This window comes from Mesorhizobium sp. M1217 (assembly GCF_040318275.1).
GTDB lineage: Bacteria > Pseudomonadota > Alphaproteobacteria > Rhizobiales > Rhizobiaceae > Mesorhizobium.
The window spans coordinates 278,241-302,548 of sequence record NZ_JAMYMA010000006.1 but is presented as its reverse complement, the minus strand read 5'-3'; the positions used below and the strand labels follow the sequence as shown (position 1 = coordinate 302,548).

Sequence of the window (24,308 nt, the reverse complement as noted above, 5' to 3'; positions counted from 1 at the left end):
CAGGTTATCTTCGCAAAGTCGCGCTGAACCGTCCGGACGGTGCCGCGGCAAACGGCGCCAACCCTCATACTGTCCAGAAATAGCGCACCGTATGAAAGAACACCGGGGCGGCGAAGACCAGGCTGTCGGCACGGTCCATCATGCCGCCATGGCCTTCGATCAGGTGGCCCCAGTCCTTGACGCCCTGATCGCGCTTGATGGCGGAGGCGACCAGCCCGCCGAAGAATCCCATCAGGCAGGCGACCAGAGCGACGCCGGCCGCCTGCAGCGGCGAAAACGGCGTCAGGAACGACAGCAGCGCGCCGAGCAGGCTCGATGCCGCCAGCCCGCCGACCAGTCCCTCCCAAGTCTTCGACGGCGAGACCGTCGGCGCCAGGAGATGCCGGCCGAACAGTTTGCCGAAGATATATTGCAGCACGTCGCTGCCTTGCACGGTGATGATCAGGAAGGCGATCAGCAACAGGTTGCGGCCTTCGAAACCGGGTACTTCGAATGTTAGCAGCGCCGGCACGTGGCTGACGCAGTAGACCGAGATCATGACCGCCCATTGCTGCGCCGAGACGCGCTCGAGAAAGCGCTCGGTGTCGCCGTGCAGCGCGGTGATCGCCGGCATCAGCAGGAAGCAGTAGACCGGGATGAAGATGGTGAAGAGCCCGTACCAGGCGGTCCACACCAACCAGTACTGGAACGGGATGACGATGCCGAACATGCCGAGCAGCACCCAGTGGTCGCTGCGGCGGCTGTGTGTCAGCGTCACGAATTCGCGCAGAGCGGCGAAGGAAATCAGCGCGAACAGGATGGTCATGCCGGGGCGGCCGAAGAAGAAGGCAACGGTGATCGCCACCACCATCACCCACCAGGCATTGATGCGCTGGGTGAGGTTGACCAGCGTCGGCGACAACGGTTTTGGCGCGCGCCATGACAAGACGCCGGCGACGACGCTGGCGCTGATCAGCACCGCCAGTAGGCCGACAATCAGAATGAGGGTTTCGTGCATCATCGGCAGCATTTTGCCTTGGTCCTCAATCGTCTCGTTGCGGCCGGGGGTTCAGCGCCAGCAGCGTTTCGCGGGCACGGTCGAGAAAGGCGCGGCGTTCCTCACCCGGTTGAATAGCGATCGGCGCGCCGAAGACGACACGGCAAAGCAGCGGCACCGGCACGAATTGCCCCTTGGGCAGCACCCGCGACATGTTCTCAATCCAGCACGGGATGAGTTCGACATCGGGCCGCGCCATCGACAGATTGTAGAGGCCGGAGCGGAACGGCAGCAGCGGTTCGTCGGTCATGTTGCGCGTGCCTTCGGGAAACAGGATCAGCGAATGGCCCTGATCGAGCACTGACAGCATGATCGAGATCGGGTGCTGTGTTTCATCCGTCCACTGCCGGTGGATCAGCACGGAAGACAGCATGTCCTCGGCAATGAAACGGCGCAGCCGCGTCTTGCCCCAATAATCGGCGGCGGCCACCGCATGGGTACTGGCGCGTTCCTTCTCGCTGAGGCAGGCCGACAGCAGGATGAAATCGCCGTGGCTGGCATGGTTGGCGAAGTAGATGCGCTGCCGGTCCGATGGCTGGCTGCCGTTCCAGATCGGCCGCACGCCGGTGACCGCCCAGGCCAGCGCCGACAGGCCGACCGAGGTCACCGTCTGCAGCAAGGTATAGGTGCTGACACGAAGCTTTGTCATGTAGGGGCTCAAAAGAATGCCGCGACGACCGAGGCCGCCGCGAACAGGCCGAACGTGATACGCTGCTTGGCAAGCAGGCGGCGCGTGCCGGCTATCCGCTGGTCGAGCGAGCGGCCGCCGGCCGCCGTGGGTTTCAGCCGCATGCGCGCCAGCACATCGTCGACCGCGGCACCGCCGCCTGCCTCGCTGGCGTGGCTGGCCATCAGCCGGAACAGCAGCGCGTCGAACAAAAGCAGGGCCGAGAGAATGATTGTGGCTATGGCACCCGCTGCGGCGATCAGCCAGGCTACCGCCGACAGCGACGATGTTTGCGGCACTGCCGCCAGGCCGACGACCGGCGCCGCCAGCAAGGCAGCGGCAACCAGCAGCAGCGGCCATGCCACCTGCACCATCAGCCCGGCGGCGAACGTCTCGGCCCTATCTCGAAAGGCGGTCATGCCGGTGCGTCCACGCCAAGATGCACCGGCCGGCCCGCGGCGGCGAGCTTGCCTCGCGCCTGAGCCGGCGTGTCGGCCCGGCCGCTGGCGACCAGCCATTCGGCGACGACGGCGGCGCTGCGCTGGAAGCCAAGCGCACAGCAGACCAGCACCGTGCCTTGGCCCCGCGCCGTCTCGATCGCCGCCACCGCTTGCGCACGCGCCTCGCGAGACGGCGGCAAAAGGTCGACCATGGGCAGGCTCACCCAGCGGATCGAGGCGCCACGCGGCCTTTCCAATTCGCCGGCAAGATCGACCACCGTGCCGAAGGCGTCGGCCTCGGCGGCGGTCGGAAAACGGCCGAGGCAAACACCGTCGGCGATGACGATCTGCGCTGGAAGCTTTCGCGTCCACGCCCACACATTGACCCTGGCAACAAGGCGGTAGGGCCAAAGCAGGAGACGGCTGGCCAGCGACACGCGGCCATCAGCTGTTTTCTGGAACACTTTGGCGCCGGCGCCGGCATAGGCGAAAGCGACGATGGCCAGCGCCAGTGCCGGCCACAACAGGATGAGCCACAGCGCCGAGACCAACGCGCCGGCAGCGGCACTGGCCAGCGCAAGGCTTGCGCCGAGCGCATAGAACAGCGCCAGCCGCCGCGCTTTCGGGTCAACGCTCAGGCGGAAGCCGTCGAATGGCAGCTCGCCGTCGCGCGGAAACAGCCACAGAGCGAAAAGGCCGAGCAGCGCGCCGGTCGGAATGTCGATGAAATGGTGCTGCCACGTCGTCAGCACCGACGCGCCGATCAGGAAACACCAGACATGCCAGGCGGCGCCGGCGATGCCGGTCAACCTGTGACGCCAATGGTCCCAGATGATGACCAGTAGTGCGATGTGCAGCGACGGCGCCTGGTTGAAGGGCTTGTCGAAGCCGCCGAGCACGGCGAACATGAAACCGGGCAGGCCGCTTGTCTGCGGACGCACGAAGGTCGCCGTCAGCGGGAACAGGATAAAGCAGGCGACGGCGATGATCTGCGCCGTCAGATAGCGGCCGGCGAGGCGGTCGACGCCGTTCTTCGAATTGTTCAACAGCAGCGACAGGCCGTAGAGTAGATTGATCGACCAGTAGGGCACGATCGTCCAGGCAAGGAACGGGATGCCATGCTCCCAGCCGAAGACGATGCTGCCGACATCGTCGCGCCGCGACGCCAGCCAGTTGGCGAAGCCGTAGGTGGAGTAGAAGAACGGCGCCAGAAATGCCAGCCACAGCGCGGCGCGCAGGACTATCCCGGGATACGGCTCGCGCGGCAAGGCCGGAAGGGCAGGGGCATCGCGAGGCAAGGCAGAGGCAGGCAAGTCCATGCTCAGACGCGCCGGGCGATCGAAACGGTGAAGATGCCCCACTGGTCGATGCGCTGGTCGAGCTTCTCGAATCCGGCGCCCGCCACCAACTGGTCCATCTCGGCCTGCGTGCGCCGGCGCATCACCCAGGCCTGGCCGCCGCGATGCGAGGTCAGGCTGCGCGCGATCATCTCGAGCTGCGGATGCCAGGGCTGGTTGGTGTAGACGAGCAGGCTTCCGGGCTGCATGGCGCCGGCCAGTCCACCGAGCGAGCGGGCGATCATGGCATTGTCGGAAAACAATTCGTAGAGCCCCGAGACGATGGCGAGATCCGGCGCCGGGTCGAGGCCGGCCAGCATCGTGGCGTCGAAGGCGTCACCTTGATGGAACGAGACGCTCGCCGGCAGCTTGCGCTCGGCGATCAGCTTGCGGCCGAGCGAGATGTTGAGCTCGGAGAAATCCTGCAGCCGCACGCTGGCCGGCGGCTCGGCGCATTTCTGCACAGCATCGAGCACGTAGCGGCCATGGCCGGCGGCGATATCGACGATATGGACCGGCCGGCCGGCGGCCTTCAGCGTCTCAGCGGCACTGCCGATCAGCTCTTCCAGATGCAGCTTGCGCTGGCGGATGCCGCGCCAGCCAATAGCATCGAGAAAGGTGCGGTCGATCATGCGGCCGCCGGGGCCGATGCCCCGCGCATCGTTCTCGTAGACATAGTCGAGCGTCGAGCCGGAATCGAAGCCGGTGGCAATCCCGGTCTTCATGCCGGACGACAGCCATGCGCCCATGCGGATCGAGGCGCGGCTCATTGCCCAGTAGAGACCTTTGGGTGACAGTAGCGGCAGCGGCGAGGCCAGCCGGTCGGCCTCTTCGCGTGTGTAGCCGGCGCGGTCGGCCCCGGTCAGGTCGAGCGGCTTTTCCGGCGCCGCGAACTGCTTTTCGAGGAAAGGCCTGATCAGGTCGAGTGCCTTGTGGCGGTCGCGCTCGCCCAAAGTGTCGTGGAAGAAGCCGGGCAGCACATGCCGCTCCTTGGCCGGGCTCGCCAGATTGACGAAAAACTCGTGCTGCGGTCCATGCCGCACCACCCAGTCGCTGCCGGAGATCAGAAGCTGTGTCGGCACGGTGATGGCGCGGGCATCGGCGACGATGCGCGCTGCGTGGTCGTAGAGTTCGACCAGGATGTTGGAGGCGATCGGCCGGGTGATCAGTGGGTCGGCGTCGAAGGAGGCGATGCGCTCGGGATCATGCGTCAGGAATTTCGCCTTGACGTAGGAATTGACGAAGAAACGGCCCTTCAGCTTCTGCCACAACGCAATGCCTTGCTTGGCGAAGGGCACGTAGAGCTTGACCGAGAAGGCCGGCGAGGCCAGCACCAGGGCGCGAATGTCAGGCGCATAGTCGTGCACCCAGGCGGCGGCAAGCACGGCGCCGAAGGATTGCGCGATCAACGCTATATCGCGCCGGGCAAAGCCGTCACTGCCGATCTCGCGCACGAAGCAATCGATGTCGCGCACCAGCGCGGCAAACGACGGCGCATAGCCGCGCTCGCCGGCGGAGCGGCCATTGCCACGCGCGTCCCAGGCATAGAAGGCGTGGTCGGGCATCTGGAGCTCGTCGATCAGATGCGCCATGCGGCCGCCATGCTCGTGGCCGCGATGGAACAGCAGGATGGCACCCTTGCGATGTTCCGACAGCGCCGGCCAATAGCGATAAAAGATCTCGGTGCCGTCATGGCTCTTGAAGCTGCGCTCCTGCGCCACCCGCTCGACGTTGGCTGGAGCCACGGCGGCAACCGTCTGTTGGTGAAGCATGTTGTTCTCCCTGGCGAGACCGGAATTCAGCTGCCGTTCCCGTTAAGGCCGCCGCGTATCCGGTTGATGGCGGTCACCAGCGAGAGTGTAGCCATGGCCGGAAACACGAGCGGCGTGAGCGCCGGGACCCACAGGCCGGACGCGCTAAGCACCGCGAGGATGCCAAGCGCCAGCGCCCGATCGCTTTTGCCGAAGGGGCCGGCATAGTTGCGCCCCGCTCCGGCCGCGATGCCGAGCACGCCGGCGAATTCCGCAATCACCGCCGCGATAGCGAATGCAACGACGCCCCAGGCAGGAAAAATGACGGCAAAGGCCAGGATCAAAGCGAGATCGGAGACAACATCGCAGAGCTCGTTGAGATACATGCCGAGCTTCGAGGCCTGGCCATGTTCCCTTGCCAGCATGCCGTCGATCGCGTTCAGCGCCATTCGCGTAAACAGCACGAGCGGCATCAGCAGAAAGACCATGCGGTGGCCGGCAAGGGCTGCCACCACAAGGCCGGTGACGAGCGAGAGGGCAGCGGCCAGCAGCGTGATCTGGTTGGCCGTGACGCCGGCCCTGGCCAGTCCGTCGGCAAGCGGCCGCAACCTGGCCTGGAAGGCCGGTTTCAGCGCATAAAGCGTCGGCATGTGCGAACCCCCCGGCCGCGGTGCAAAGTGATGTTGGCGAGGATGGTCAATTGGCGCGCAAGACGCAAGGGCGGCGCCCACCACTTTCCGGCAAACTTGCCGGACGGCTATGTCCTCTCTTTGATCGTGTCGCCCGGGAACAGTGCGGGCAAGCTTTGTTCGGCCGCCGCCCAGGCGCGACTATGATAACGCCGCAGGACGAGAATGCATGCGGCGAAGACCGTCAGCCCGCAAATCACGCCGGGCGTCATGCCCCCGCCAAACGCGGACTTTACAACGATGCCGGTGAAGACGCCGGCGATGGCGCCATTGATCGTGCCCACCATCCCCGCGGTGGTCATGAAATATTGCAGCGGTGAGGGCCTGAGGCCCTTGTCGACCAGCACCGCCGAGGGATCGTCATGTGTGGAATTGACAAGGTATTTTTGCAGGACGGGCGTCAGCTCGACGAAATAGTGGCGGATCCTGGCCATGCCGCGGGCGTGCACCATGTCCTCGATGGCAACCTGCACGGCGCGCACGAAGGTGACCAGGCCGATGAAGAAAAGGCAAGGCAGCAAGATCAGGCTGAACAGCACGAACGGCCTGCCCATCTCCGTGACCTGCGCGACGAAGGACAAGGCAATGGTTGCGCTCGAGACCGAGGTCAGGAACAGATCGGCTCGCTGGTTCGCTTCCTGAATGGTCGCGGCGCGAGCATTTTGCAGCACGAAATGCTCGGTCGTCAGGCACTGCAGGGCTTGCTGCGCCTGGTCAGGCGGAACCGGAGCGTCGGGAGAACGGGTCATCGACAGTTGCCCCCTCTGCCCGCCGGAACCGGCAGGGCAGAAGGGAGGGTCGTCGTCCTGATGCGAGCCATCAGGACTTGCCGTTGCCGTCGTTGATGGCGATACGCTTGGCCTTGCCCTGGGCGCGCTCCGTCTTCGGCAGCGGCACGCTGAGCACTCCGTTCCGGAACGCGGCGTTCACCTTGCCTTCGTCGACTTCGTAGCCGAGCGGGATACGCCGCTCGAAACGGCCATAGAAGCGTTCGGAGAACTGCCTGTCCTTGTCCTCGGTCTCTTCACGCTTCTCGCCGCGCAGCGTCAGTACGCCGTCATCGAGCAGCAGCTCGATGTCCTTCTCGTCCATGCCGGGGATCTCGGCGGTGACGCGGATCTCCTTTTCGCCATCGGAGATTTCGACACTGGGCCAGCTGGCGCGGGCAGCGGAGAAGCCACCGAGCGACGGCAGCCGCGTGTCGAAGCCGCGGAACGCCTCGTCGAACAAGCGGTTCATCTCGCGATGCAGCGTCAGGAAGGGATCGCGATCGCCGTCGCGGAACAGGCTGGGGGCCTGATTGTTCTCCCGGCCCCAGGGAATGAGATCACGAATAGCCATTGCATAGTCTCCTTTCTCGACTGGTGCATTCAGGCAGCCTGCTTGTTTGCTTCGTCTTGCGCGACCTTCGGCCCGGTCTTCGGCGAGGCGACATCGGTCGCGATGGCGATGCGCCGAGGCTTCATCTCCTCGGGCACCTCACGTACCAGATCGATGCTGAGCAGGCCGTTGTCGAGCGTGGCGCCCGCGACCTTGACGTGATCAGCAAGCTCGAAACGGCGGGTAAAGGGCCGTGCGGCGAGGCCATGATGCAGATACTCCGCGTTATCCGGCTCCTTGTGCTGGCCGGAGACAATCAGGAGGTTGGGTTCATGGGTGATTTCGAGGTCGTCCTCGGAAAAGCCAGCGACGGCGATGGTGACGCGGTAGTTGTTCTCGCCGCTGCGCGCGATGTCATAGGGCGGCCACGCGTCGAAAGCCTGCGGGGCATTTTCCAGCAGGTTGAAGACGCGGTCGAAGCCGATGCTCGACCGATAGAGCGGGGAAAAGTCGAATGCGGTTCTCATAGCTACATCCTCCATCGAGCAACATAGATACGAGGAGCGCCAAAGAGCTGGCGCTCCCTGGTTTCGCCGGCCCCATTTCGGCGACCGGTGCCATCGATCTGGTTATTGTCCGCCGCAAGTCAAGACCCGGCGGCTTTCGCGTTGCCGGTTTTTCGGTCGGTTCGGCGAGGCTGCCAATCTCCCTATTTGCGGCGAGATGTCCGGCAGGAGATTGCCTGTTTGCCAGCTGGCTTCAATCGCCAACGCCGAGTTCCCCGGCGGGTTATTGTCTGCCGCAGGTCAAGACCCAGATTCCTCTGTTGCCGGGGCTCCGTTCCCGGCAATCGCAGATGGAGCTGACCATGACACGCGACGAGATCATTTCTGTGGTGGGCCCGGTCGACGACGCCGTTATCGCCGACATTGCGGCGACAGACGGGACGGTCCAAGAATTGCGTGAGGCCCTGGCCTGGATCGCCGCCGACGAGGCGCTGGTGAACGAGGGCCGACCGCTGCCGACGGCAAGAGTAGCGATGCTGATCGAACTGCTGCAAGGGCCGGACGAGGAGGAATAACCGGCCATTTCCGCGATGCTCTTGAACCGCGCAGAGAGACGAACCATGTCCTTCAGCGGCGCCGGCCGGCCGCCGGTGCCCGCCAGCATGACGTTGCTGCTCAAACAAGAAGACGATCACAAGACACGGAGGAAGTGATGGACGACGTCCGCTTTGCCGAGCCGATCACGTTGAAATTCCAATCCAGCGAGCGCAAGGTCGCCAGCAGTTGGGAAGCCATCGAATGCATGCGCCAGCAGTGGCCGGACCGTGCACGCGGCCGGAGTTGGCGCGCTGCCTATCGGACCTGCCGGGACGCGCTCGACGGTTGGCACACCGCGCGTGATGCGCGCAAGGCCTTCGCCAGGGCGGCGCGCAAGGCCGGGTTGCTCGCATCGGCCCGCAAGCCTGTCGACCACGCCGGCTAGTCCGGACCCCTCCGATATTGTGAGATCCAAAACAAGTGGGGAGAGGCAGCTGCCTTTCCCCCACTCCGGAGACTTTGTCCGCTGTCTAGCGGTACCCACCTGACTTGTACCCACTGACATAAGAGTCCGGCTCGGGATTTCCCTTGGCTACACGCGAAGGAGCGGGATTTTGCTTGGGCCAACTCAGTTAGTCACCGTCGTGAAAAGTGCGAGTACCAATTCCATTCCCACGTTCTGCCTGCATCAGCGGAGAACGCACGGCTGTAAATCGGGGTTTGCGGGTTGCGCTTATCCCAGTGGAATTTTACGATAACGTCCTTGCCGGCCACAACCTCACGGCCGAAGAATTCGCCTTCGTCGCCATTGAACGAGCCCACCTTTCCGTCGTCGAGTTTGCCCGCGTTGCTGTCGGCCCAGTAGATCGTCCAGAGACGCGTCTTTGGATCGAACAATCGCACGGTGAGGCCCTCGAACGGCTTTCCTCCCAACTCCGTACGAAAAATGTCGAAGTTGCCCAAACCCACCAGGATTTGGCGGAACTCTTGGGTCGCGTCGAATTCCTCCCACTCGTCGCTGCCGGCCAGCGGTTCCTTCAACGTACGGTTCCTGATGTTCCAGTTGCCCACCAAATAGTCGAAGTCATTTTTGGACGACGTCTGGCTCGCCGTTATCGCAAGTTTCCCGTCCGATGAAAGAGAGAACGCACTCATCTACTTTCCTTTGGATCGACGTGGTGCCAGCACTGCCATCGCCGCGGACATGACGAATGTATGGGCGTTTCTGCGATGACTTCGGCGCGCTTCGCATGTCCAATCGCGGCAACAAGTGGATGGGACGCAACCGCGCGTCGTGAGGCACGCCCGCCGTCGCCTCCATGTTGCAACGCGTAAGCCGAAGACCCGTTCCGGACACGATCCGCTTCGGTTAGCTCCGCCACTCCGTCGCGAAGTCGCGTTGCTCCGCGCTCCACACAGGATTTGCTAACCGCCTTGAATCCCTGAACCGACCGCCCAACCGGATACCAAGTGTCAGATTCTGACCACTAGCGGCTGATCGGCTTGCTCTTCAGTGGACGGTGATGATGCCGTTTACGGCCCGCCATTCGGAGGGCTGGATCAGGTGATGATGGGCGACGCGCACCGAATGCAACGGGCCTTCGATCTCGCGCTCCCAGAAATCAAGGAAATGCTTCAGCGTCGGGAAATCAGGGGCGATATCGTATTCCTGCCAGATATAGAGCTGCAGCAGGCTTCGATGATCGGGTAGGCGGTAATGGATCTCCGCCGTGGTGAGGCCAAACCCTTGCATCTGGAGCTGAAAGTCCCTGCTGGTCATGCAATCTTCCTTCCGTTGAAATCTCCGTCCGCGAAAACGCCTCTTGTTCCACATAGGTTCCAGTCGCGTCGGGAGAGCGACGAATGTGCAAGCAATTACAGTACATTGGCACTCTCATTGGTCGAGTGCTAAAATTTTTGCGTGACCCTCTTGAAAGCAGAAAAAAGCGCGACTAGTTCGTATGCGCGCGATGCCTGATGAAGGGGTCGCGCACCCCGTGCCGGGCCGATATTGCCGGTCCGGTCAGGAGGATCTTCGAAAATCTGTTTGTCCCGAGAGGAGAACGACATGACGTTCCGTCCATTGCACGACCGTATCCTGGTCCGCCGTATCGAGGTCGACGAGAAGACCGCCGGCGGCATCATCATCCCCGACACTGCCAAGGAGAAGCCGCAGGAGGGCGAGGTCATTGCCGCCGGCCCCGGTGCGCGCGACGACAGCGGCCAATTGCAGCCGCTCGATGTCAAGGTCGGCGACCGCATCCTGTTTGGCAAATGGTCCGGCACCGAGATCAAGCTCAATGGCGAGGATCTGCTCATCATGAAAGAGAGCGACGTGCTGGGCGTTATCGAGGGCGCCGGCGAGATGAAGAGGGCTGCCTGAGGGGGGCCTGAACAAGCATTCCAGTCAACGAAAAGCTGCCTATTCGAAGGAGTGATCCAATGGCTGCCAAAGATGTGAAATTTCATACCGAAGCCCGCGAGAAAATGCTGCGCGGCGTCGATATTCTCGCCAATGCGGTGAAGGTAACGCTCGGTCCAAAGGGCCGCAATGTCGTCTTCGATAAGTCGTTCGGCGCGCCGCGCATCACCAAGGACGGCGTGACTGTCGCCAAAGAAATCGAGCTCGAGGACAAGTTCGAGAACATGGGCGCGCAGATGGTGCGCGAGGTCGCCTCGAAGACCAGCGACACCGCAGGCGATGGCACCACGACCGCGACGATTCTTGCTCAGGCCATCGTCAGGGAAGGGGCCAAGGCGGTCGCTGCCGGCATGAACCCGATGGATTTGAAGCGCGGCATCGACAAGGCGGTCGACGCCGTCGTCGCCGACCTGAAATCCAATGCCCGCAAGGTGACCAGGAACGACGAGATCGCCCAGGTCGCCGCCATCTCTGCCAATGGCGATGCCGAGATCGGCCGCTTCCTCGCAGAGGCGATGGAAAGGGTTGGCAATGAGGGTGTCATCACTGTCGAGGAAGCCAAGACCGCTGAGACTGAGTTGGAAGTGGTCGAAGGCATGCAGTTCGACCGTGGCTACCTCTCGCCCTATTTCATCACCAACCAGGATAAGATGCGCGTCGAACTCGAAGAACCCTATGTGCTGATCCACGAGAAGAAGCTGTCCAACCTGCAGGCCATGCTTCCTGTGCTCGAAGCCGCCGTGCAATCCGGCAAGCCGCTGTTGATCATCGCCGAGGACGTCGAAGGCGAGGCGCTGGCGACGCTGGTCGTCAACAAATTGCGCGGCGGCCTGAAGGTTGCGGCCGTCAAGGCGCCGGGCTTCGGTGACCGCCGTAAGGCCATGCTCGAAGACATCGCCATCCTGACCGGCGGCACGGCGATCTCGGAAGACCTCGGCATCAAGCTCGAGAGCGTCACGCTGGAGATGCTCGGCCGCGCCAAGAAGGTGCTGATCGAGAAGGAGAACACCACCATCGTCGACGGTGCCGGCCGCAAGGATGAAATCCAGGCGCGCATCAGCCAAATCAAGGCGCAGATCGAGGAAACCACCTCCGACTACGACCGCGAGAAGCTGCAGGAGCGGTTAGCCAAGCTCGCTGGCGGTGTCGCCGTCATCCGCGTCGGAGGCTCGACCGAGATCGAGGTCAAGGAGCGCAAGGATCGCGTCGACGACGCCATGCATGCCACACGCGCGGCGGTCGAGGAGGGTATCCTGCCCGGCGGCGGCGTGGCGCTGCTGAGGGCGGCGAAGGCGCTCGATAACGTTGTCGTCGACAATCCCGATCAGAAGACCGGTGTCGACATCGTGCGTCGCGCCATCGAAGCGCCGGTGCGCCAGATCGCCGAGAACGCCGGTGCGGAAGGTTCGATCATCGTCGGCAAGCTGCGCGAGACGACCGACTTCGGCTATGGCTGGAACGCCCAGACCAACGAGTTCGGCGACCTGTACGGGCAGGGCGTCATCGATCCGGCCAAGGTCGTTCGCACTGCGCTGCAGGGTGCCGCCTCTGTTGCCGGCCTGCTGGTGACGACCGAGGCGATGGTGGCCGAGAAGCCGAAGAAGGAAACGCCCATGCCTCCGATGCCCGGCGGTGGCGGCATGGACTTCTAAGATCAGGCTTTCAAAGCGAGATTTCGAAACGGCAGATGGGCCGTGTCCGCCAACGCGGGCACGGGCTTGCCGGTTCGGGTCGAATGCTGAGCAGGTGTTGCCATGGATATGACGGACAGTTTTGGGAAGATCGCGGCGCCGACCCGCCCGAAGAACGATTTCAACTATGAAACCGATTGCAGGGCGGCGCTGGCGCCTTTGGTCGACGGCCTGCTGGATATGGCCGAGTCGGCCGGCTGGGACCGCCGCAAGGCTGCCTACACGCTGATGTTTTTGTCGGCTCAACGCGTGGGAGCCGGCAAGGAAGGAGCGTAAATGATCGCGGCGCGGATGCGCGATTGCCTGCTCTAGTGGGGAAATTGGCAGCTTCGCCGACAGCGCTCTAAGCCATCGGTAGTAACCGGCGCATAATCAGCGAGGCGTGGCCGCCCACCCCGTGTGCAGCCGGCCGGCGCTCGACCACTTCGAAACCGTGCTTGCGATAAAAGGCGATTGCCCGGTCGTTGCCCTCGATCACCTCCAGCGCGATGCTGGGAATCCCCGCATGCGCTGCAAGAACCGCGTGCAAAAGATCGGCCGCCAGCCCGGTGCCGTACTCGCTTTTGTCGATATGGAGCCGCTCGAGCATGACATCGCCCTTGTTGCCCATCGCGGCCATCGCGTAGCCGGCGAGCGAGCCGTCCGCCCGCTCGGCCACGAACCACATCTTGCTGTCGTCCCCGAGCTCGGTCACCAGCCGCTCCGGCGCGTGCTTCTCATCCGACAGCCGTGCCGTGGTCTCGGCACCCAGGATTGGCGAATAGGTGTGGCGCCAGGATTGGCCCAGCAGCCGCGATACCGAGGGCACGTCCTGTTCGGTCATGGTTCTTATTTGGGTCATTGGCACCTCGCCTCAGAAACCTGCCCCTTTTGAGCGGAGATGATCGGCAGGACAGAGAGGTGCTGTCCCGCCGATCCTGCACGGCCGAGTTCAGCGCACATCCGCGCCGGCCGTCATGACTATGTGCTGGCAGACATTGTCGATATCGCGAATGACGTCGTCGTTCCAGAAGCGCAGGATAGTCCAGCCGCTGCTCTCCAAATAGGCGCTGCGTATCCTATCCCGCTCGGTGTGCTCAACGTCGGCGTGCTGGCTGCCATCGACCTCGACGATGAGGCCGTGCGTCGGGCAGGCAAAATCCACAATGTAGGGTCCAATCGGCACCTGCTGGCGAAAGCTCAAATCCATGAGCCGATGCGCGCGAAGCTCATTCCACAGTTTCAGCTCGGCGTCGGTCATCGCGCGACGCATGGATTTTGCATTCTTGCGCTGGCGTGACGGAACGAGATCGTGCCCCACTAGGCGCTCCTGTCTTCGTGATTGGCGAAGTCATGGGTGACGGCCGATCTCCCCCCTTGCGGGGGAGATGCCCGGCAGGGCAGAGGGGGTGCTGTCCCGCCAGCTTGTCAGCCATTTGCAGTCTAATCCTCCTGCTGGAATGGGCTTGGAAGCGGCTTACATTGAGACGTTGGCGATCCTTCCCACCCCCCTCTGTCCTGCCGGACATCTCCCCCGCAAGGGGGGAGATTGGCTGTTGCCAGCGCTTTCGCCAACCTCTTGCTGCCTTGCAGCGAAAATCGTCGCCCCCGCCATCACCGCCTTACCCGCGATTTCAGCCAGCGGTCGAAGGCGACGGCGAGGATGAGGATCAGGCCGATGACGATGCTTTGCGTGTATGACGAGACGTTGTTGAATTGCAGCCCGTTCTGCAGGACGCCGATCAGCCCTGCACCGACCACCGTGCCGCCGACGCTGCCGATGCCGCCGAACAGCGAGGTGCCGCCGATGACGACCGCCGAGATCACCGTCAGCTCGTAGCCGATGCCGGCGACGGCTTCGGAGGAGTTGAGCCGCGCCGACAAAACGAAGGCGGCAAGGCCGGCGAAGAAGCCGACGATGATGTAGACCGAGATCAGGATGCGGTCGACGCGCAGGCCGGAGAGCCGCGCGGCCTCGGCATTGCCGCCGACGGCGTAGACGGCGCGACCGTAGCGCGTGTAGCGCAGCACGATGTGGCACAGGATTGCGGCAATCGCGAAGATGATCGCCGGCACCGGCACCGGGCCGATCAGGCCGGTACCGAACCAGCGCATCGAGGCGTCGAAGCCGGAGATCGGGCCGCCATTGGAGATCGTCAGCGTTAGGCCGCGAAACACGGTGAGGCCGCCGAGCGTGACGACGAAGGGCGGTACTTTCAGCCTGGTGATGGCAAAGCCCTGGACACCGCCGGCCACGGCGCCGACGACGACGGCGGCGAGAAGGGCGGCGAACCAGCCATAGCCCAGCGTGCCCGTTGTCGACAGCGACAGCGTGTTGGCGGTGCCGCCCTTGGCCACCACCGCCGCGACCATGCCGCAGAAGGCGAGCAGCGAGCCGACCGACAGGTCGATGCCGGCGGTGAGGATAACGAAGGTCATGCCTAGCGCGATCAGGCCGGTGATCGAGATCTGGCGCATGATGTTGAACAGGTTGATCGGGTCGATGAAGCTCGGCTTCAGCACGGTGAAGACGACGATCAGCACCGCCAGGAACATCAGCGGGCCGAAGCTCATCAGCAGGCGCGCAAGATTGACGCCGCCGCGCTGGCTCCGTTCGGTCGTGCTGGTCATTGCGTTGCTTCCTGATTCTGGGCTTCCTGCTTCTGGTCGAGCGCCATCAGTTCCATCAGTTTCTCCTCGGTCGCCTCGATGCCAGGCATCTCGCCGGTGATGCGCCCGCGCCGCATGGTGACGATCCTGTCCGACACGGCAAGCACTTCGGGCAGCTCGGACGAGATCATCATGATGGCGATGCCGCGCGCGGCGAGCTCTACCAGGATCTGATGAACCTCCGCCTTGGCGCCGACGTCGACGCCGCGCGTCGGTTCATCGACGATCAGCACCTTGGGATCGCGTGCCAGCCAGCGGGCAAGGATGACCTTCTGCTGATTGCCACCGGACAGTCCCTCGATCGCCTGCTCGGGCGAGGCCATGCGGATCGACAGCATCTTCCTGTAGTTCGCCAGCGCTTCTCGCTCGCGCCGCTCGGCCATGAAACCGACATTGGAGTAGCGGTCGAGCGCGGCGATCGAGAAATTGGTGAGGATGGCGAGTGCGGCGAAGATCGCCTGGTGCTTGCGGTCTTCCGGCACCAGGCCGATGCCGAGCTCGATGGCATCGGCGGGTGAGGCCGGCGCGATCGGCCTGCCATCGAGCCTGATGGTGCCGGCGGCAATGCGGTCGGCGCCGAAGATGGCGCGGGCGAGCTCGGTGCGGCCGGAACCGACGAGCCCGGCGACGCCGAGGATTTCGCCCGCCTTGAGGTCGAGATCGACGCCTTCGAGCACGATGGCGTGCGGCGCCTGCGGATCGCGCACCGTGCGCAGGCCGCGCACCGAGAGCCGGACGTCGCCGGCGACATCGCGCTGCGTCGGCCTCGCATAGAGCTCGGAAGCGGCGCGGCCGACCATCTTCTCGATGATCTTCGGCAGTTTGATCGGCCCACCTTCGCGGTCGAGATGGCCGGCCAGCCTGCCGTCGCGCAGCACCGTCATACGGTCGCAGATTGCCGATGCCTCCTCCAGCCGGTGGGTGACGAACATGATGGCGACGCCGTCTTTGCGCAGCCGGCCCATAATCGCCATCAGCTTGTGCACTTCGGTTTCGGTCAGCGCCGAGGTCGGCTCGTCCATGATGATCAAGCGGCTCTTCAGCGATAGCGCGCGGGCGATCTCGACCAGCTGCTGTTCGGCCACCGACAGTGCGGAAACCGGCGTCGCCGGGTCGAGATCGAGGCCGACACGAGCGATGATCGCGCGGGAATCTTCCTCCATTCGCCGCCAACTGACCAGCCCGAACCGGCCGAGCGGTGCGCGGCCGATGAAAATATTCTCCGCCACGGTCAGCGTCGGGATCAGGCTCAGTTCCTGGTAGATGGTAACGATGCCGTGGCGTTTCGCATCCTGCGGATTGTGCGGATTGAATTCGACGCCGTCGAAGACGATGCGACCGCTGGACGGCGGCATCACGCCGGACAGGATCTTGAGCAGCGTCGATTTGCCGGCGCCGTTCTCGCCGAGCAGGCCGAGTATCTCGCCGGGGCGGACTTCGAGCGAAACGTCGTTCAGCGCGGTGACGCCGGCAAAGCGCTTGGTCACGCCCTCGACGGTGAGCAGGGCGGGGGAGGGCACAATAGCGGCTGCCTTGGGCAAAGTTTGCTCCTCGATCATTCGGTTGTACGCAAGGCTGGCGGGACAGCACCCCCCTCTGTCCTGCCGGCCATCTCCCCCTCAAGTGGGGAGATTGGCAGCCTCGTTGGCCTCGCTTCTTCTGCAAGATCGAAAATTAGCGAAAGCCCGGGTAACATCCAATCTCCCCCTTGAAGGGGGAGATGGCCGGCAGGCCAGAGGGGGGTGCTGTCCCGCCGGCTTCGCCTACTTCGTCTCGCCCAGCCTCTCCGCCTTGTCGAGATTGTCCTTGCCGATGACGATCGGCGTCAAAAGCACCAGCTTTTCCTTCGGCTCGGTCTTGTCCCTGGCGTAGGCGACCGCGATCTGCACGGCGGTGCGCGACTGCTCGCCGGGGAATTGCTCGACCGTGCCGGCCAGCTTGCCGTCGCGCACAGCGACCAACGCTTCGGGAAGCGCGTCGAAGCCGTAGATCTTGACGTCGGTGAAGTTGCGCGCCGCGCAGGCTTCAACCGCGCCAAGCGCCATGTCGTCATTGGCGCAGATGATCGCGTCGGGCTTGCCGTTGGCGGCAAGGCCGGCCTCGGTGACGGACAGCGCCTCGGCGCGGGCGAAGTTGGCGGTCTGCTCGAAGATGATCTGGTACTTGTCCTTCATGGGATCAAGGACGTTGTGCACACCCTTGTTGCGGTCGATCGCCGGGCCGGCACCGGGCTGGCCCTGCAGATGGAAGATCTTGGCGCCGTTCGGGAACGCCGCCACCATGGCCTGTGCTTCGGCCTCGCCGCCCTTGACATTGTCGGCGCCGACATGGGCGAGGATGCCTTCGACGCCCTCGACGCGGCGGTCGATAGTGACGACGGGAACGCCGGCCTTCACCGCTTCCTCGATGGCTGGGGCCAGCGCGTTGACGTCGAGCGGCGAGATGACGATGGCGTTGACCTTTTGCACCAGTGCCGCCTCGATGTCGGCGGTCTGCTTGGGCGCCGAATTCTGGCCGTCGCTCTCGACCAGGTTGACGCCTTGCGCCTGCGCCTCAGCCTTGATCTGGTTCAGCATGTGCACGAAGAACGGAAAGCCGAGGCTCGGCACCGAACCGAGGATGGTCAGCTTGTCCTGGGCGAAAGCCAATTGCGGAGCGGCCAGCGCCAAGGCGCCCATCGCCGCGGTCGACAGCAGGAATTCACGTCTGTTGATCAATTTAGTCTCCTCCCAGATGAGCGCACGACCCCGAAACCGGAATGGGTTTTCCGGAAGGTTCCTTGCGTCGATTCAAAAATGGAGTGTCCTTCGAGCGCCCAACTCGTGTTTGAAGGGACGCAACGGCGCTCCAGCCGGTCCACCGCGACGTTCTCCTCCGCTCGGTGCCTGCCGGCGGATGCTAGCCAAGGCCGGAGCTTTGCGCAAGAACGGGAGAAGGCAAGACCTACCGATCGATCATCACCATGGTGCGCTCGCCGTAGCGCGGACCGGCGACCTTGCCCGGCGCCAGCGCGTCGTCGAGCACCTGCATCTCGGCGGCGTCGAGCCTGATCGAAGCCGCGGCGACGTTCTCCTCGAGATATTTTCTGCGCTTGGTGCCGGGGATCGGCACGATGTCGATGCCGAAGTCGCTCCCCTTGTGGAGCAGCCAGGCCAGCGCGATCTGGCCTGGCTTGACGCGCTTGGCCGCGGCGATGTCGAGTACCGTGGCTGCCGCCTGCATGTTGGCGTCATAGTTGGCGCCCTGGTAGCGCGGATCGCCGCGCCGGTAATCGCCCTCTGGATAGTCTTCGGCGCGCCTGACATCGCCGGTGAGAAAACCGCGGCCGAGCGGCGAGAACGGCACCAGGCCGATGCCGAGCTCCTTCAGCAGGGGAATGATTTCCGGCTCGAGATTGCGCTCCCACAGCGAGTATTCGCTCTGCACTGCCGACACCGGATGCACGGCATGCGCCCGGCGGATATTGGCGGCGCCGGCCTCCGAGAGGCCGAAGAAGCGGACCTTGCCCTGAGCAATCAGCTCGCCGACAGCACCCGCCACCTCCTCGATCGGTACCGCCGGATCGATGCGGTGCTGATAGAGGAGGTCGACGTGGTCGCTGGCTAGCCTCCTCAGCGAACCTTCGACAGCCTCGCGGATATGCTCCGGCCGGCTGTCGCGCTCGGTGCCGACTTGCTTGCCGTTTTCGATGCGAAAGCCGAATTTCGTCGCGATCGTCACCTCATCGCGCCGGCCCTGCAGCGCGCGGCCGAGCAGTTCCTCGTTAGCGTGCGGCCCATAGACTTCCGCAGTGTCGAGGAAGGTGCAGCCGAGTTCGATGGCGCGGTGCAGCGTGGCGGTCGATTCCGTCTCGTCGGCCGGGCCGTAGGACTGGCTCATGCCCATGCAGCCGAGGCCGATCATGGAAACCTGCAGCCCCTGGCCGCCGAGTTTGCGTGTCGTCAACGTCATGTGAAGTTCTCCAGGTCAGCATCGCGTTCCAAGCCGCCACGTTCAATATAGCGCGCCGGCTCGGTTTCCACAGAGCGAGAGACGCCACCGCGCGAGGGCTCGCAGCGGCCGCCAAATTGACAGCCGACCCGCTCTCGGCCATCCTTAGGCATGCCGCCTTGCGGCTTTGTGCGTGAGTAACCAGCATGGCCAGTTCCGTCACCAGCCAGAAATCCAAGCGCGCCGCGGTGCGCAAGGCGCTCGACCGCCACAAGGTCTACATCACCGCGCAGCGTTTTTCCGCCGGCGGCTACAGTGCGCGGGTGCTGGTCGACGGCGAGGCCTATTGGGTCGACGAATTCCGGCTCAGCCAGCTGCAGCAGGGCCTGTCGCCGGCCGAGCTCGAATTGACGCCGGCCACCGACGATTGAGCGGCGTGACCTCCCATCCTTCGTCATCCCAGGGCGGAGCAGGAGCGAAGCGACGTCGCGGAGACCCTGGGATCCATGCCGTGACATTGGAGCGCCGCTGCGATGGGATTTTGATGCTGCGCTCGTTGCTTTTGCCCACCACCTACGCCTAGTCCATGCCAGCTCCTTCGAAGCTCAAGGCCTATCGCGCCAAGCGCGAGTTCACGAGGACGCCGGAACCGGCCGGTGGCCTGGCTGCCGGTGAAGGCAACCGCTTCGTCGTCCACAAGCACCACGCCACCGCCGATCACTATGATTTGCGCCTGCAGGTCGGCGACGTGCTGAAGAGCTGGGCGGTGCCGCGCGGCCCGTCGCTCAACCCGGCCGACAAAAGGCTGGCGGTCGAGACCGAAGACCATCCGCTCGAATATATCGATTTCGAGGGCGTCATTCCCGAAGGCGAATATGGCGGCGGACCGATGATCGTCTGGGACACCGGCGTGTGGGCGCCGATGGACGATGTCGAAAAGAGCCTGCGCACCGGCTCCTTCAAGTTCCGGCTCGCCGGCGAGAAGCTCAATGGCGGCTGGATGCTGACGCGGCTGAAACCGAAGCCCGGCGAGGATGAGGGCAAGAAGAACTGGCTGCTGTTCAAGGAGCGCGATCTCGCCGCCGATGCCACGCTCGACATACTGGAAGCCCGGCCGGAAAGCGTCAAATCCGGCCGTCGCATCGAGGAACTGGTGGCACCGCCGAAGCCGGCCGCCAAACCTGTCAGGCCGGTGGTGCTGAAACCCGGCGCTTTGCCGGGCGCCGTCAAGGCGCCGCCGCCTTCCCGGATCGAGCCGCAGCTGGCGACCTCCGTGGCCAAGCCGCCGGGCGGTGAGGATACTGGAGAGGAATGGCTGCACGAGATCAAGTTCGACGGCTACCGCACCATGGCGCACCTGGCCGACGGTGCGGTCAGGCTGATCACCCGCGCCGGCCTCGACTGGACGAAGCGCTATGGCGACCTGCCGCTTGCCTTCGCCAGGCTGCCGTGCCGGGAGGCGATCATCGACGGCGAGGTCGTCGCGCTCGACGCCAAGGGCATCAGCCGCTTTGCGCTTTTGCAGGACGCGCTGGCCGAAGGCGCCGGCAACAAGCTTCACTTCTACGCTTTCGACCTCGTCTATCTCGACGGCTGGGACCTGACAAAAGCGCCGCTTCGGCGGCGCAAGGCGCTGCTTTCGCAACTTCTGTCCGGTCTCGGCGCCAACTCCGCCATCCAGCTCAGCGATCATGTCGAAGGCGACGGCCAGGCGCTCTATGACCAGGCATCCGAGATGGGGCTGGAGGGTGTGGTGTCGAAACGCGCCACGGCGGTCTACCAGAGCGGCCGCACCAAAACCTGGACCAAGACCAAGGCGCTCCAGACCGGCGACTTTGTCATCGCTGGCTACACCGTCTCCGACGCGGCCGAGGGACTCGCTGCACTTGGCCTCGGCGAATTCGAAGACGGCGAGCTGCACTATCGCGGCAAGGTCGGCACCGGCTTCGATGCCGCGACCGCAGGCGAATTGCTGGCGCGGCTGGAGCCGTTGCGGGCCGGTGCATCCGCGCCCGAGGGCGTTCCGCGCGAGATCATGCGCGAGATGAACTGGGTGCGGCCGCTGCTTTCGGCGCATATCCATTACGCCAACCGGACCACCGACAATGCGCTGCGCCATGCCGTGTTCCGCGGCCTGCGTGACGTCGGCCTGTCGACGCCGGTTTCGGCCAAGCGCAAGCGGCTGATCGCCGAGGCCGACCTCGCCACAATCTGGGTGACCAACCCGACGCGGCGGCTGTTCGGCAAGACCGGCCCGACCAAGCTCGACATCGCCGTCTATTACGCGCTGGTCGGCGATTTCATGCTGCCGCACATTCTCGGCCGGCCGGTCTCGCTGGTGCGCTGCCCGACCGGCAAGCCGCAGGACTGTTTCTTCCAGCGCCACGCCTTCACCGGCATGCCTTCCTCGGTGGCGACCTTCGAGGCGACGAATTCGGAGGGCGAGACCAAATCCTATCTCTCGGTGGAAGACGCCAAGGGCTATCTGGCTCTGGCGCAGTTCGGCGTCGTCGAGTTCCACACTTGGGGCACCCATCGCACGCGGCTCGACAAGCCGGACCTGATCGTTTTCGACCTCGACCCGGGCGAAGGGATCGCCTGGCGCGAGGTGGTTGAGGCGGCGGTGCACATTAAGGGCGAGCTGGAAGCGCTAGGGCTGGTGCCGTTCGCCAAGACCTCCGGGGGGCACGGCATCCACATCACCGTGCCGGTGACGCAAAAGCAGAACTGGAAGAAACTGCACCAGGCGACCAGCGCCATCTCCACGCATCTTGCCGCCACCGCGCCCGACACTTTCACCACCACCATGGGCAAGGACAACCGCAAGCGGCGCATCTTCATCGATTTTCACCGCAATGCGCGCGGCCACACCTCGGCGGCTCCCTATTCACTGCGCGCCCGCACCAATTTGCCGGCCTCGACGCCGGTCAGCTGGAGCGATCTGGAATCCATCGATGCTCCGCAGGATCTGAATTATTCCTCGCTGCCGGGCCTTCTGGCGACGTCAGGCGACCCTTGGGCCGACATGGAAGATTTCGCCAGGGATTTGCCGGCGATAGGCACCGCGACGTAGTTCTGCGAGCGCGGCCCAGACTCCATCGACGCTCCGGAAAATTTGAATTATTCTTCGCCACGGACCTCTTGCCTGCAGGCGGCTCCCAGCGGAGGAAGATTTCGCTAGGGATTTGCCGGTATTGTAAGGGGCAATGTAGGATTTCGGCAGCCGCATTCGTCCTCCGGACGAAACAGCGCTGCGAACAGTTCGACAGCACAAGGCCGCGTAGGAGTATTTCATGGCGCCCAGGGCAAGTTGGAAAGGTTACCTCAAGCTCAGTCTGGTCAGCTGTCCGGTCCGGCTCTATCCGGCGACCAGTGCCAGCGAGCGCATCAGCTTCAACCAGCTGCACAAGAAGACGCACAACCGCATCAACATGAAGCCGGTCGACCCTGAACTCGGGTTGGTCGAGCGTTCGGACCTGGTCAAGGGCTACGAATACGAGGACAAGCAATACATCATCATCGACGATACCGATCTCGACGCGGTGCGCATCGAATCCAACCATACGATGAACATCGAGGCCTTTGTCGACGAGCGTTCGGTCGACGTCATCTACCAGGACGCGCCCTATTACCTGGCGCCGGATGGCGCAATGGCCGAGGAGACCTTTGCCGTGTTGCGCGAAGCGATGCGCAAATCCGGCAAGCTGGCGATCGCCCGCCTCGTGCTGTCCAGCCGCGAGCGCGTGGTGACGATCGGCGCGCGCGAGAACGGCATGTTCGTCTGCACCTTGAGGAATCCGAACGAAGTGCGTGGCACGGCTGAATATTTCGGCAATATCCCGGCCGGAAACCCCGATCCGGAAATGCTGCAATTGGCCGAAGCGCTGATCAAGCAGAAGGAAACCACCTTCGATCCGAAGAATTACGAGGACCGCTACGAGATCGCGTTGATGACGATGATCCGCGAGAAGCTCAAGGGCCACAAGCCGATCATCGCGGCGGCGCCTGAGCGCGGCAACGTCATCAATCTCATGGATGCGCTGAAGGCGAGCCTGTCGCAATCGGCCAAGCCGCCGGCCAAATCGAAGAGCAAGGCCGATGAAACGGCCAAGCCTGCGGCGAAATCCGCCAAGGCCGGCGCTGGCGCGGCCAAGGAAAACCCGCTCAAGGCGAACCTTCTCAAAGCCGTCGGCAAGAGCAAGGCGTGACGGCTCTTGCCGGCACGGTCTTCGGCATCGTCGGCGCGCTGGCGGCCTTTCCGCTCAGGCTGGCGGCGCGCGAGGTCGCGCGCCAGCACGGCCAGTTGCGGCGCGGCGTCACTCGGCGCACCACGCATGTCGTGTTGGGCCGCATGTTGCTCGCCAGGGCCGGCGACATCGAGATCGAGCGCCGCGTCGCTGCGGAACGTGCAGCCGGGCGCAGGCTGGTCAGCGAGAACGGCTTCCTGCGGCTGCTCGGGTTGATGAAGGCACCGGAAGCCTCGACGCTGTCGCGGCAGTCGCTGATCGATCAGTCGCGGCTGACCGGCGCCGATCTCGACCTTTTGTCGCTGTTCGACGCCTTCGAGCATGATTGCGAACCGTATTCCTTCCGCGACCTGATCCTCGCCCGCAAATATGCCGGGCTGGTCGCCGGCGGCGCCTCATGGGGGGCGATCGTGCGGTCGGTGCATCGCTCCGGCCCGATCGCCTCGCTCACCGCCAAATCGCTCAATGTCGGCTCGCAGCACGGGCGGGCCGACGCGATCTATCTCGAGGGCGGCCAGAGCGAAGTCAACGGCCAGCTGCTGTTCGATCTGGGAACGCAGGATGACGACACGCTGGAAGAGCTGTTCGCCGATGCCGAGGCGGCGGAAGAGGCTGAAGACCACGAGCAGGCCGCGGCACTCTACCAGCGCTGCCTAGCCATCGACCCGAGCGATGCCATCGCCGCCTTCAACCGCGCCAACTGCCTGCGCGCCTCCGGCCACGCGGCCGAGGCGGCGCACGACTATGCCCGCGCCATCAAGTGCGACCCGGTGTTCGTCGAGGCATGGTTCAATCTGGCCGGGCTGATGAGCGAAGAGGGGCGGGTGGCGTCGGCTCGGCGGCATCTGCTGAAGGCGATTTCGCTAGATGCGAAGTACGCCGATGCGGTGTTCAACCTTGCGAGGCTGGAGTTCGACGCCGGCAATCTAGCCGAAGCGCGGCGGAACTGGGCGCGCTACCTCGAACTCGACGCGGATTCCGAATGGGCACGTATGGCGGCCAAGGGTATCCAGTTCGTCGATTTGCAGCTGGCGCGGATGTCGGCGGGGTGAGGTAATCCAATGCCTGCGCTTGAACACCCCCCTC

General features: G+C 64.1%; 26 protein-coding genes. 9 read left to right on the top strand and 17 right to left on the bottom strand.

Going from position 1 to position 24,308, the window contains the following annotated elements:
• Positions 1-64: 64 nt before the first annotated feature.
• The 9 genes from NKH37_RS13135 to NKH37_RS13095 form a co-directional block, all read right to left on the bottom strand.
• Positions 65-1,000 (bottom strand): phosphatidate cytidylyltransferase, encoded by a 936-nt coding sequence (locus NKH37_RS13135; protein ID WP_353003739.1) that lies wholly within the window; start codon positions 998-1,000, stop codon positions 65-67.
• Positions 1,001-1,022: 22 nt separating this feature from the next.
• Positions 1,023-1,685 carry a lysophospholipid acyltransferase family protein gene (locus NKH37_RS13130; RefSeq protein ID WP_352481645.1) on the bottom strand — a complete coding sequence of 221 codons (663 nt, stop codon included), beginning with the start codon at positions 1,683-1,685 and terminating at the stop codon, positions 1,023-1,025.
• Positions 1,686-1,693: 8 nt separating this feature from the next.
• The gene (locus tag NKH37_RS13125) at positions 1,694-2,122 is read right to left on the bottom strand and encodes a hypothetical protein (protein ID WP_031195380.1); all 429 of its coding nucleotides are present in this window, start codon (positions 2,120-2,122) and stop codon (positions 1,694-1,696) included.
• Entirely contained in the window at positions 2,119-3,462 is a 1,344-nt protein-coding gene (locus tag NKH37_RS13120; protein ID WP_353003548.1) for a phosphatase PAP2/dual specificity phosphatase family protein, read from the bottom strand. The genes NKH37_RS13125 and NKH37_RS13120 overlap by 4 nt, the downstream gene beginning before the upstream one ends.
• 2 nt (positions 3,463-3,464) lie before the next feature.
• Positions 3,465-5,252, bottom strand: a complete 1,788-nt coding sequence (locus tag NKH37_RS13115; RefSeq protein WP_353003546.1) for a bifunctional alpha/beta hydrolase/class I SAM-dependent methyltransferase — start codon at positions 5,250-5,252, stop codon at positions 3,465-3,467.
• Positions 5,253-5,278: 26 nt separating this feature from the next.
• Positions 5,279-5,881 carry a CDP-alcohol phosphatidyltransferase family protein gene (locus NKH37_RS13110; protein WP_353003544.1) on the bottom strand — a complete coding sequence of 201 codons (603 nt, stop codon included), beginning with the start codon at positions 5,879-5,881 and terminating at the stop codon, positions 5,279-5,281.
• 107 nt (positions 5,882-5,988) lie between these two features.
• Positions 5,989-6,669, bottom strand: coding sequence for a hypothetical protein (locus tag NKH37_RS13105; protein WP_353003542.1), 681 nt, complete (start codon positions 6,667-6,669; stop codon positions 5,989-5,991).
• 70 nt (positions 6,670-6,739) lie between these two features.
• Positions 6,740-7,261 (bottom strand): Hsp20/alpha crystallin family protein, encoded by a 522-nt coding sequence (locus tag NKH37_RS13100; protein WP_353041072.1) that lies wholly within the window; start codon positions 7,259-7,261, stop codon positions 6,740-6,742.
• A gap of 29 nt (positions 7,262-7,290) precedes the next feature.
• Complete coding sequence (locus NKH37_RS13095) at positions 7,291-7,767, bottom strand: Hsp20 family protein (RefSeq protein ID WP_023718098.1); 477 nt, start codon at positions 7,765-7,767, stop codon at positions 7,291-7,293.
• 341 nt (positions 7,768-8,108) lie between these two features.
• Here NKH37_RS13095 and NKH37_RS13090 point away from each other — a divergent pair, with 341 nt between their 5' ends.
• Both NKH37_RS13090 and NKH37_RS13085 read left to right on the top strand, forming a co-directional pair.
• On the top strand, positions 8,109-8,321 hold the full coding sequence (locus NKH37_RS13090) for a hypothetical protein (RefSeq protein WP_245278542.1): 213 nt from the start codon (positions 8,109-8,111) through the stop codon (positions 8,319-8,321).
• A gap of 137 nt (positions 8,322-8,458) precedes the next feature.
• A complete protein-coding gene (locus NKH37_RS13085) occupies positions 8,459-8,728 on the top strand; it encodes a DUF982 domain-containing protein (RefSeq protein WP_023718100.1) in 270 nt (89 codons plus the stop codon).
• Positions 8,729-8,919: 191 nt separating this feature from the next.
• On the opposite strand, the gene NKH37_RS13080 is transcribed toward NKH37_RS13085, so the two are convergent.
• Together NKH37_RS13080 and NKH37_RS13075 are read right to left on the bottom strand one after the other, a co-directional pair.
• Positions 8,920-9,438: a hypothetical protein gene (locus tag NKH37_RS13080; RefSeq protein ID WP_353003538.1), complete on the bottom strand. Its 519-nt coding sequence runs from the start codon at positions 9,436-9,438 to the stop codon at positions 8,920-8,922.
• Positions 9,439-9,793: 355 nt separating this feature from the next.
• A complete protein-coding gene (locus NKH37_RS13075) occupies positions 9,794-10,063 on the bottom strand; it encodes an usg protein (protein WP_023718102.1) in 270 nt (89 codons plus the stop codon).
• A 288-nt stretch (positions 10,064-10,351) separates the two neighbouring features.
• Between NKH37_RS13075 and NKH37_RS13070 the strand changes: the two genes are divergently transcribed.
• The 3 genes from NKH37_RS13070 (at position 10,352) to NKH37_RS13060 (ending at position 12,672) form a co-directional block, all read left to right on the top strand.
• The gene (locus NKH37_RS13070; RefSeq protein WP_023718103.1) at positions 10,352-10,666 is read left to right on the top strand and encodes a co-chaperone GroES; all 315 of its coding nucleotides are present in this window, start codon (positions 10,352-10,354) and stop codon (positions 10,664-10,666) included.
• Positions 10,667-10,725: 59 nt separating this feature from the next.
• Positions 10,726-12,357, top strand: a complete 1,632-nt coding sequence (gene groL, locus NKH37_RS13065; protein WP_353041070.1) for a chaperonin GroEL — start codon at positions 10,726-10,728, stop codon at positions 12,355-12,357.
• Positions 12,358-12,459: 102 nt separating this feature from the next.
• Positions 12,460-12,672: a hypothetical protein gene (locus tag NKH37_RS13060; protein WP_023718105.1), complete on the top strand. Its 213-nt coding sequence runs from the start codon at positions 12,460-12,462 to the stop codon at positions 12,670-12,672.
• Between the two features lie 67 nt (positions 12,673-12,739).
• On the opposite strand, the gene NKH37_RS13055 is transcribed toward NKH37_RS13060, so the two are convergent.
• From NKH37_RS13055 to NKH37_RS13030, 6 genes are all read right to left on the bottom strand, one after another.
• Positions 12,740-13,219, bottom strand: coding sequence for a GNAT family N-acetyltransferase (locus tag NKH37_RS13055; RefSeq protein WP_023718106.1), 480 nt, complete (start codon positions 13,217-13,219; stop codon positions 12,740-12,742).
• A gap of 108 nt (positions 13,220-13,327) precedes the next feature.
• Positions 13,328-13,696: an endonuclease domain-containing protein gene (locus NKH37_RS13050; RefSeq protein WP_353003534.1), complete on the bottom strand. Its 369-nt coding sequence runs from the start codon at positions 13,694-13,696 to the stop codon at positions 13,328-13,330.
• 293 nt (positions 13,697-13,989) lie between these two features.
• Positions 13,990-15,006, bottom strand: coding sequence for an ABC transporter permease (locus tag NKH37_RS13045; protein ID WP_023718108.1), 1,017 nt, complete (start codon positions 15,004-15,006; stop codon positions 13,990-13,992).
• Positions 15,003-16,586: a sugar ABC transporter ATP-binding protein gene (locus NKH37_RS13040; RefSeq protein ID WP_353003532.1), complete on the bottom strand. Its 1,584-nt coding sequence runs from the start codon at positions 16,584-16,586 to the stop codon at positions 15,003-15,005. The genes NKH37_RS13045 and NKH37_RS13040 overlap by 4 nt, the downstream gene beginning before the upstream one ends.
• A 222-nt stretch (positions 16,587-16,808) precedes the next feature.
• Positions 16,809-17,759, bottom strand: a complete 951-nt coding sequence (locus NKH37_RS13035; RefSeq protein WP_023718110.1) for a substrate-binding domain-containing protein — start codon at positions 17,757-17,759, stop codon at positions 16,809-16,811.
• Between the two features lie 229 nt (positions 17,760-17,988).
• Complete coding sequence (locus NKH37_RS13030) at positions 17,989-18,996, bottom strand: aldo/keto reductase (protein WP_353041068.1); 1,008 nt, start codon at positions 18,994-18,996, stop codon at positions 17,989-17,991.
• Positions 18,997-19,181: 185 nt separating this feature from the next.
• Here NKH37_RS13030 and NKH37_RS13025 point away from each other — a divergent pair, with 185 nt between their 5' ends.
• The 4 genes from NKH37_RS13025 to NKH37_RS13010 all read left to right on the top strand — a co-directional run bounded on the left by NKH37_RS13025 (position 19,182) and on the right by NKH37_RS13010 (position 24,274).
• Entirely contained in the window at positions 19,182-19,406 is a 225-nt protein-coding gene (locus NKH37_RS13025) for a hypothetical protein (protein ID WP_023718112.1), read from the top strand.
• Positions 19,407-19,561: 155 nt separating this feature from the next.
• The gene (gene ligD / locus NKH37_RS13020; RefSeq protein WP_352589671.1) at positions 19,562-22,048 is read left to right on the top strand and encodes a DNA ligase D; all 2,487 of its coding nucleotides are present in this window, start codon (positions 19,562-19,564) and stop codon (positions 22,046-22,048) included.
• Between the two features lie 220 nt (positions 22,049-22,268).
• A complete protein-coding gene (gene ku / locus NKH37_RS13015; protein ID WP_023718114.1) occupies positions 22,269-23,183 on the top strand; it encodes a non-homologous end joining protein Ku in 915 nt (304 codons plus the stop codon).
• Positions 23,180-24,274, top strand: coding sequence for a tetratricopeptide repeat protein (locus NKH37_RS13010; RefSeq protein ID WP_352481636.1), 1,095 nt, complete (start codon positions 23,180-23,182; stop codon positions 24,272-24,274). Before ku ends, NKH37_RS13010 begins: the two co-directional genes overlap by 4 nt.
• Positions 24,275-24,308: the final 34 nt, after the last annotated feature.

What these genes read in the sequence shown, in the direction of transcription:
- NKH37_RS13135 (WP_353003739.1), bottom strand. Translation starts at nt 1,000, where the DNA reads ATGATGCACGAAACCCTCATTCTGATTGTCGGCCTACTGGCGGTGCTG.
- NKH37_RS13130 (WP_352481645.1), bottom strand. Translation starts at nt 1,685, where the DNA reads ATGACAAAGCTTCGTGTCAGCACCTATACCTTGCTGCAGACGGTGACC.
- NKH37_RS13125 (WP_031195380.1), bottom strand. Translation starts at nt 2,122, where the DNA reads ATGACCGCCTTTCGAGATAGGGCCGAGACGTTCGCCGCCGGGCTGATG.
- NKH37_RS13120 (WP_353003548.1), bottom strand. Translation starts at nt 3,462, where the DNA reads ATGGACTTGCCTGCCTCTGCCTTGCCTCGCGATGCCCCTGCCCTTCCG.
- NKH37_RS13115 (WP_353003546.1), bottom strand. Translation starts at nt 5,252, where the DNA reads ATGCTTCACCAACAGACGGTTGCCGCCGTGGCTCCAGCCAACGTCGAG.
- NKH37_RS13110 (WP_353003544.1), bottom strand. Translation starts at nt 5,881, where the DNA reads ATGCCGACGCTTTATGCGCTGAAACCGGCCTTCCAGGCCAGGTTGCGG.
- NKH37_RS13105 (WP_353003542.1), bottom strand. Translation starts at nt 6,669, where the DNA reads ATGACCCGTTCTCCCGACGCTCCGGTTCCGCCTGACCAGGCGCAGCAA.
- NKH37_RS13100 (WP_353041072.1), bottom strand. Translation starts at nt 7,261, where the DNA reads ATGGCTATTCGTGATCTCATTCCCTGGGGCCGGGAGAACAATCAGGCC.
- NKH37_RS13095 (WP_023718098.1), bottom strand. Translation starts at nt 7,767, where the DNA reads ATGAGAACCGCATTCGACTTTTCCCCGCTCTATCGGTCGAGCATCGGC.
- NKH37_RS13090 (WP_245278542.1), top strand. Translation starts at nt 8,109, where the DNA reads ATGACACGCGACGAGATCATTTCTGTGGTGGGCCCGGTCGACGACGCC.
- NKH37_RS13085 (WP_023718100.1), top strand. Translation starts at nt 8,459, where the DNA reads ATGGACGACGTCCGCTTTGCCGAGCCGATCACGTTGAAATTCCAATCC.
- NKH37_RS13080 (WP_353003538.1), bottom strand. Translation starts at nt 9,438, where the DNA reads ATGAGTGCGTTCTCTCTTTCATCGGACGGGAAACTTGCGATAACGGCG.
- NKH37_RS13075 (WP_023718102.1), bottom strand. Translation starts at nt 10,063, where the DNA reads ATGACCAGCAGGGACTTTCAGCTCCAGATGCAAGGGTTTGGCCTCACC.
- NKH37_RS13070 (WP_023718103.1), top strand. Translation starts at nt 10,352, where the DNA reads ATGACGTTCCGTCCATTGCACGACCGTATCCTGGTCCGCCGTATCGAG.
- groL (WP_353041070.1), top strand. Translation starts at nt 10,726, where the DNA reads ATGGCTGCCAAAGATGTGAAATTTCATACCGAAGCCCGCGAGAAAATG.
- NKH37_RS13060 (WP_023718105.1), top strand. Translation starts at nt 12,460, where the DNA reads ATGGATATGACGGACAGTTTTGGGAAGATCGCGGCGCCGACCCGCCCG.
- NKH37_RS13055 (WP_023718106.1), bottom strand. Translation starts at nt 13,219, where the DNA reads ATGACCGAACAGGACGTGCCCTCGGTATCGCGGCTGCTGGGCCAATCC.
- NKH37_RS13045 (WP_023718108.1), bottom strand. Translation starts at nt 15,006, where the DNA reads ATGACCAGCACGACCGAACGGAGCCAGCGCGGCGGCGTCAATCTTGCG.
- NKH37_RS13030 (WP_353041068.1), bottom strand. Translation starts at nt 18,996, where the DNA reads ATGACGTTGACGACACGCAAACTCGGCGGCCAGGGGCTGCAGGTTTCC.
- NKH37_RS13025 (WP_023718112.1), top strand. Translation starts at nt 19,182, where the DNA reads ATGGCCAGTTCCGTCACCAGCCAGAAATCCAAGCGCGCCGCGGTGCGC.
- ligD (WP_352589671.1), top strand. Translation starts at nt 19,562, where the DNA reads ATGCCAGCTCCTTCGAAGCTCAAGGCCTATCGCGCCAAGCGCGAGTTC.
- ku (WP_023718114.1), top strand. Translation starts at nt 22,269, where the DNA reads ATGGCGCCCAGGGCAAGTTGGAAAGGTTACCTCAAGCTCAGTCTGGTC.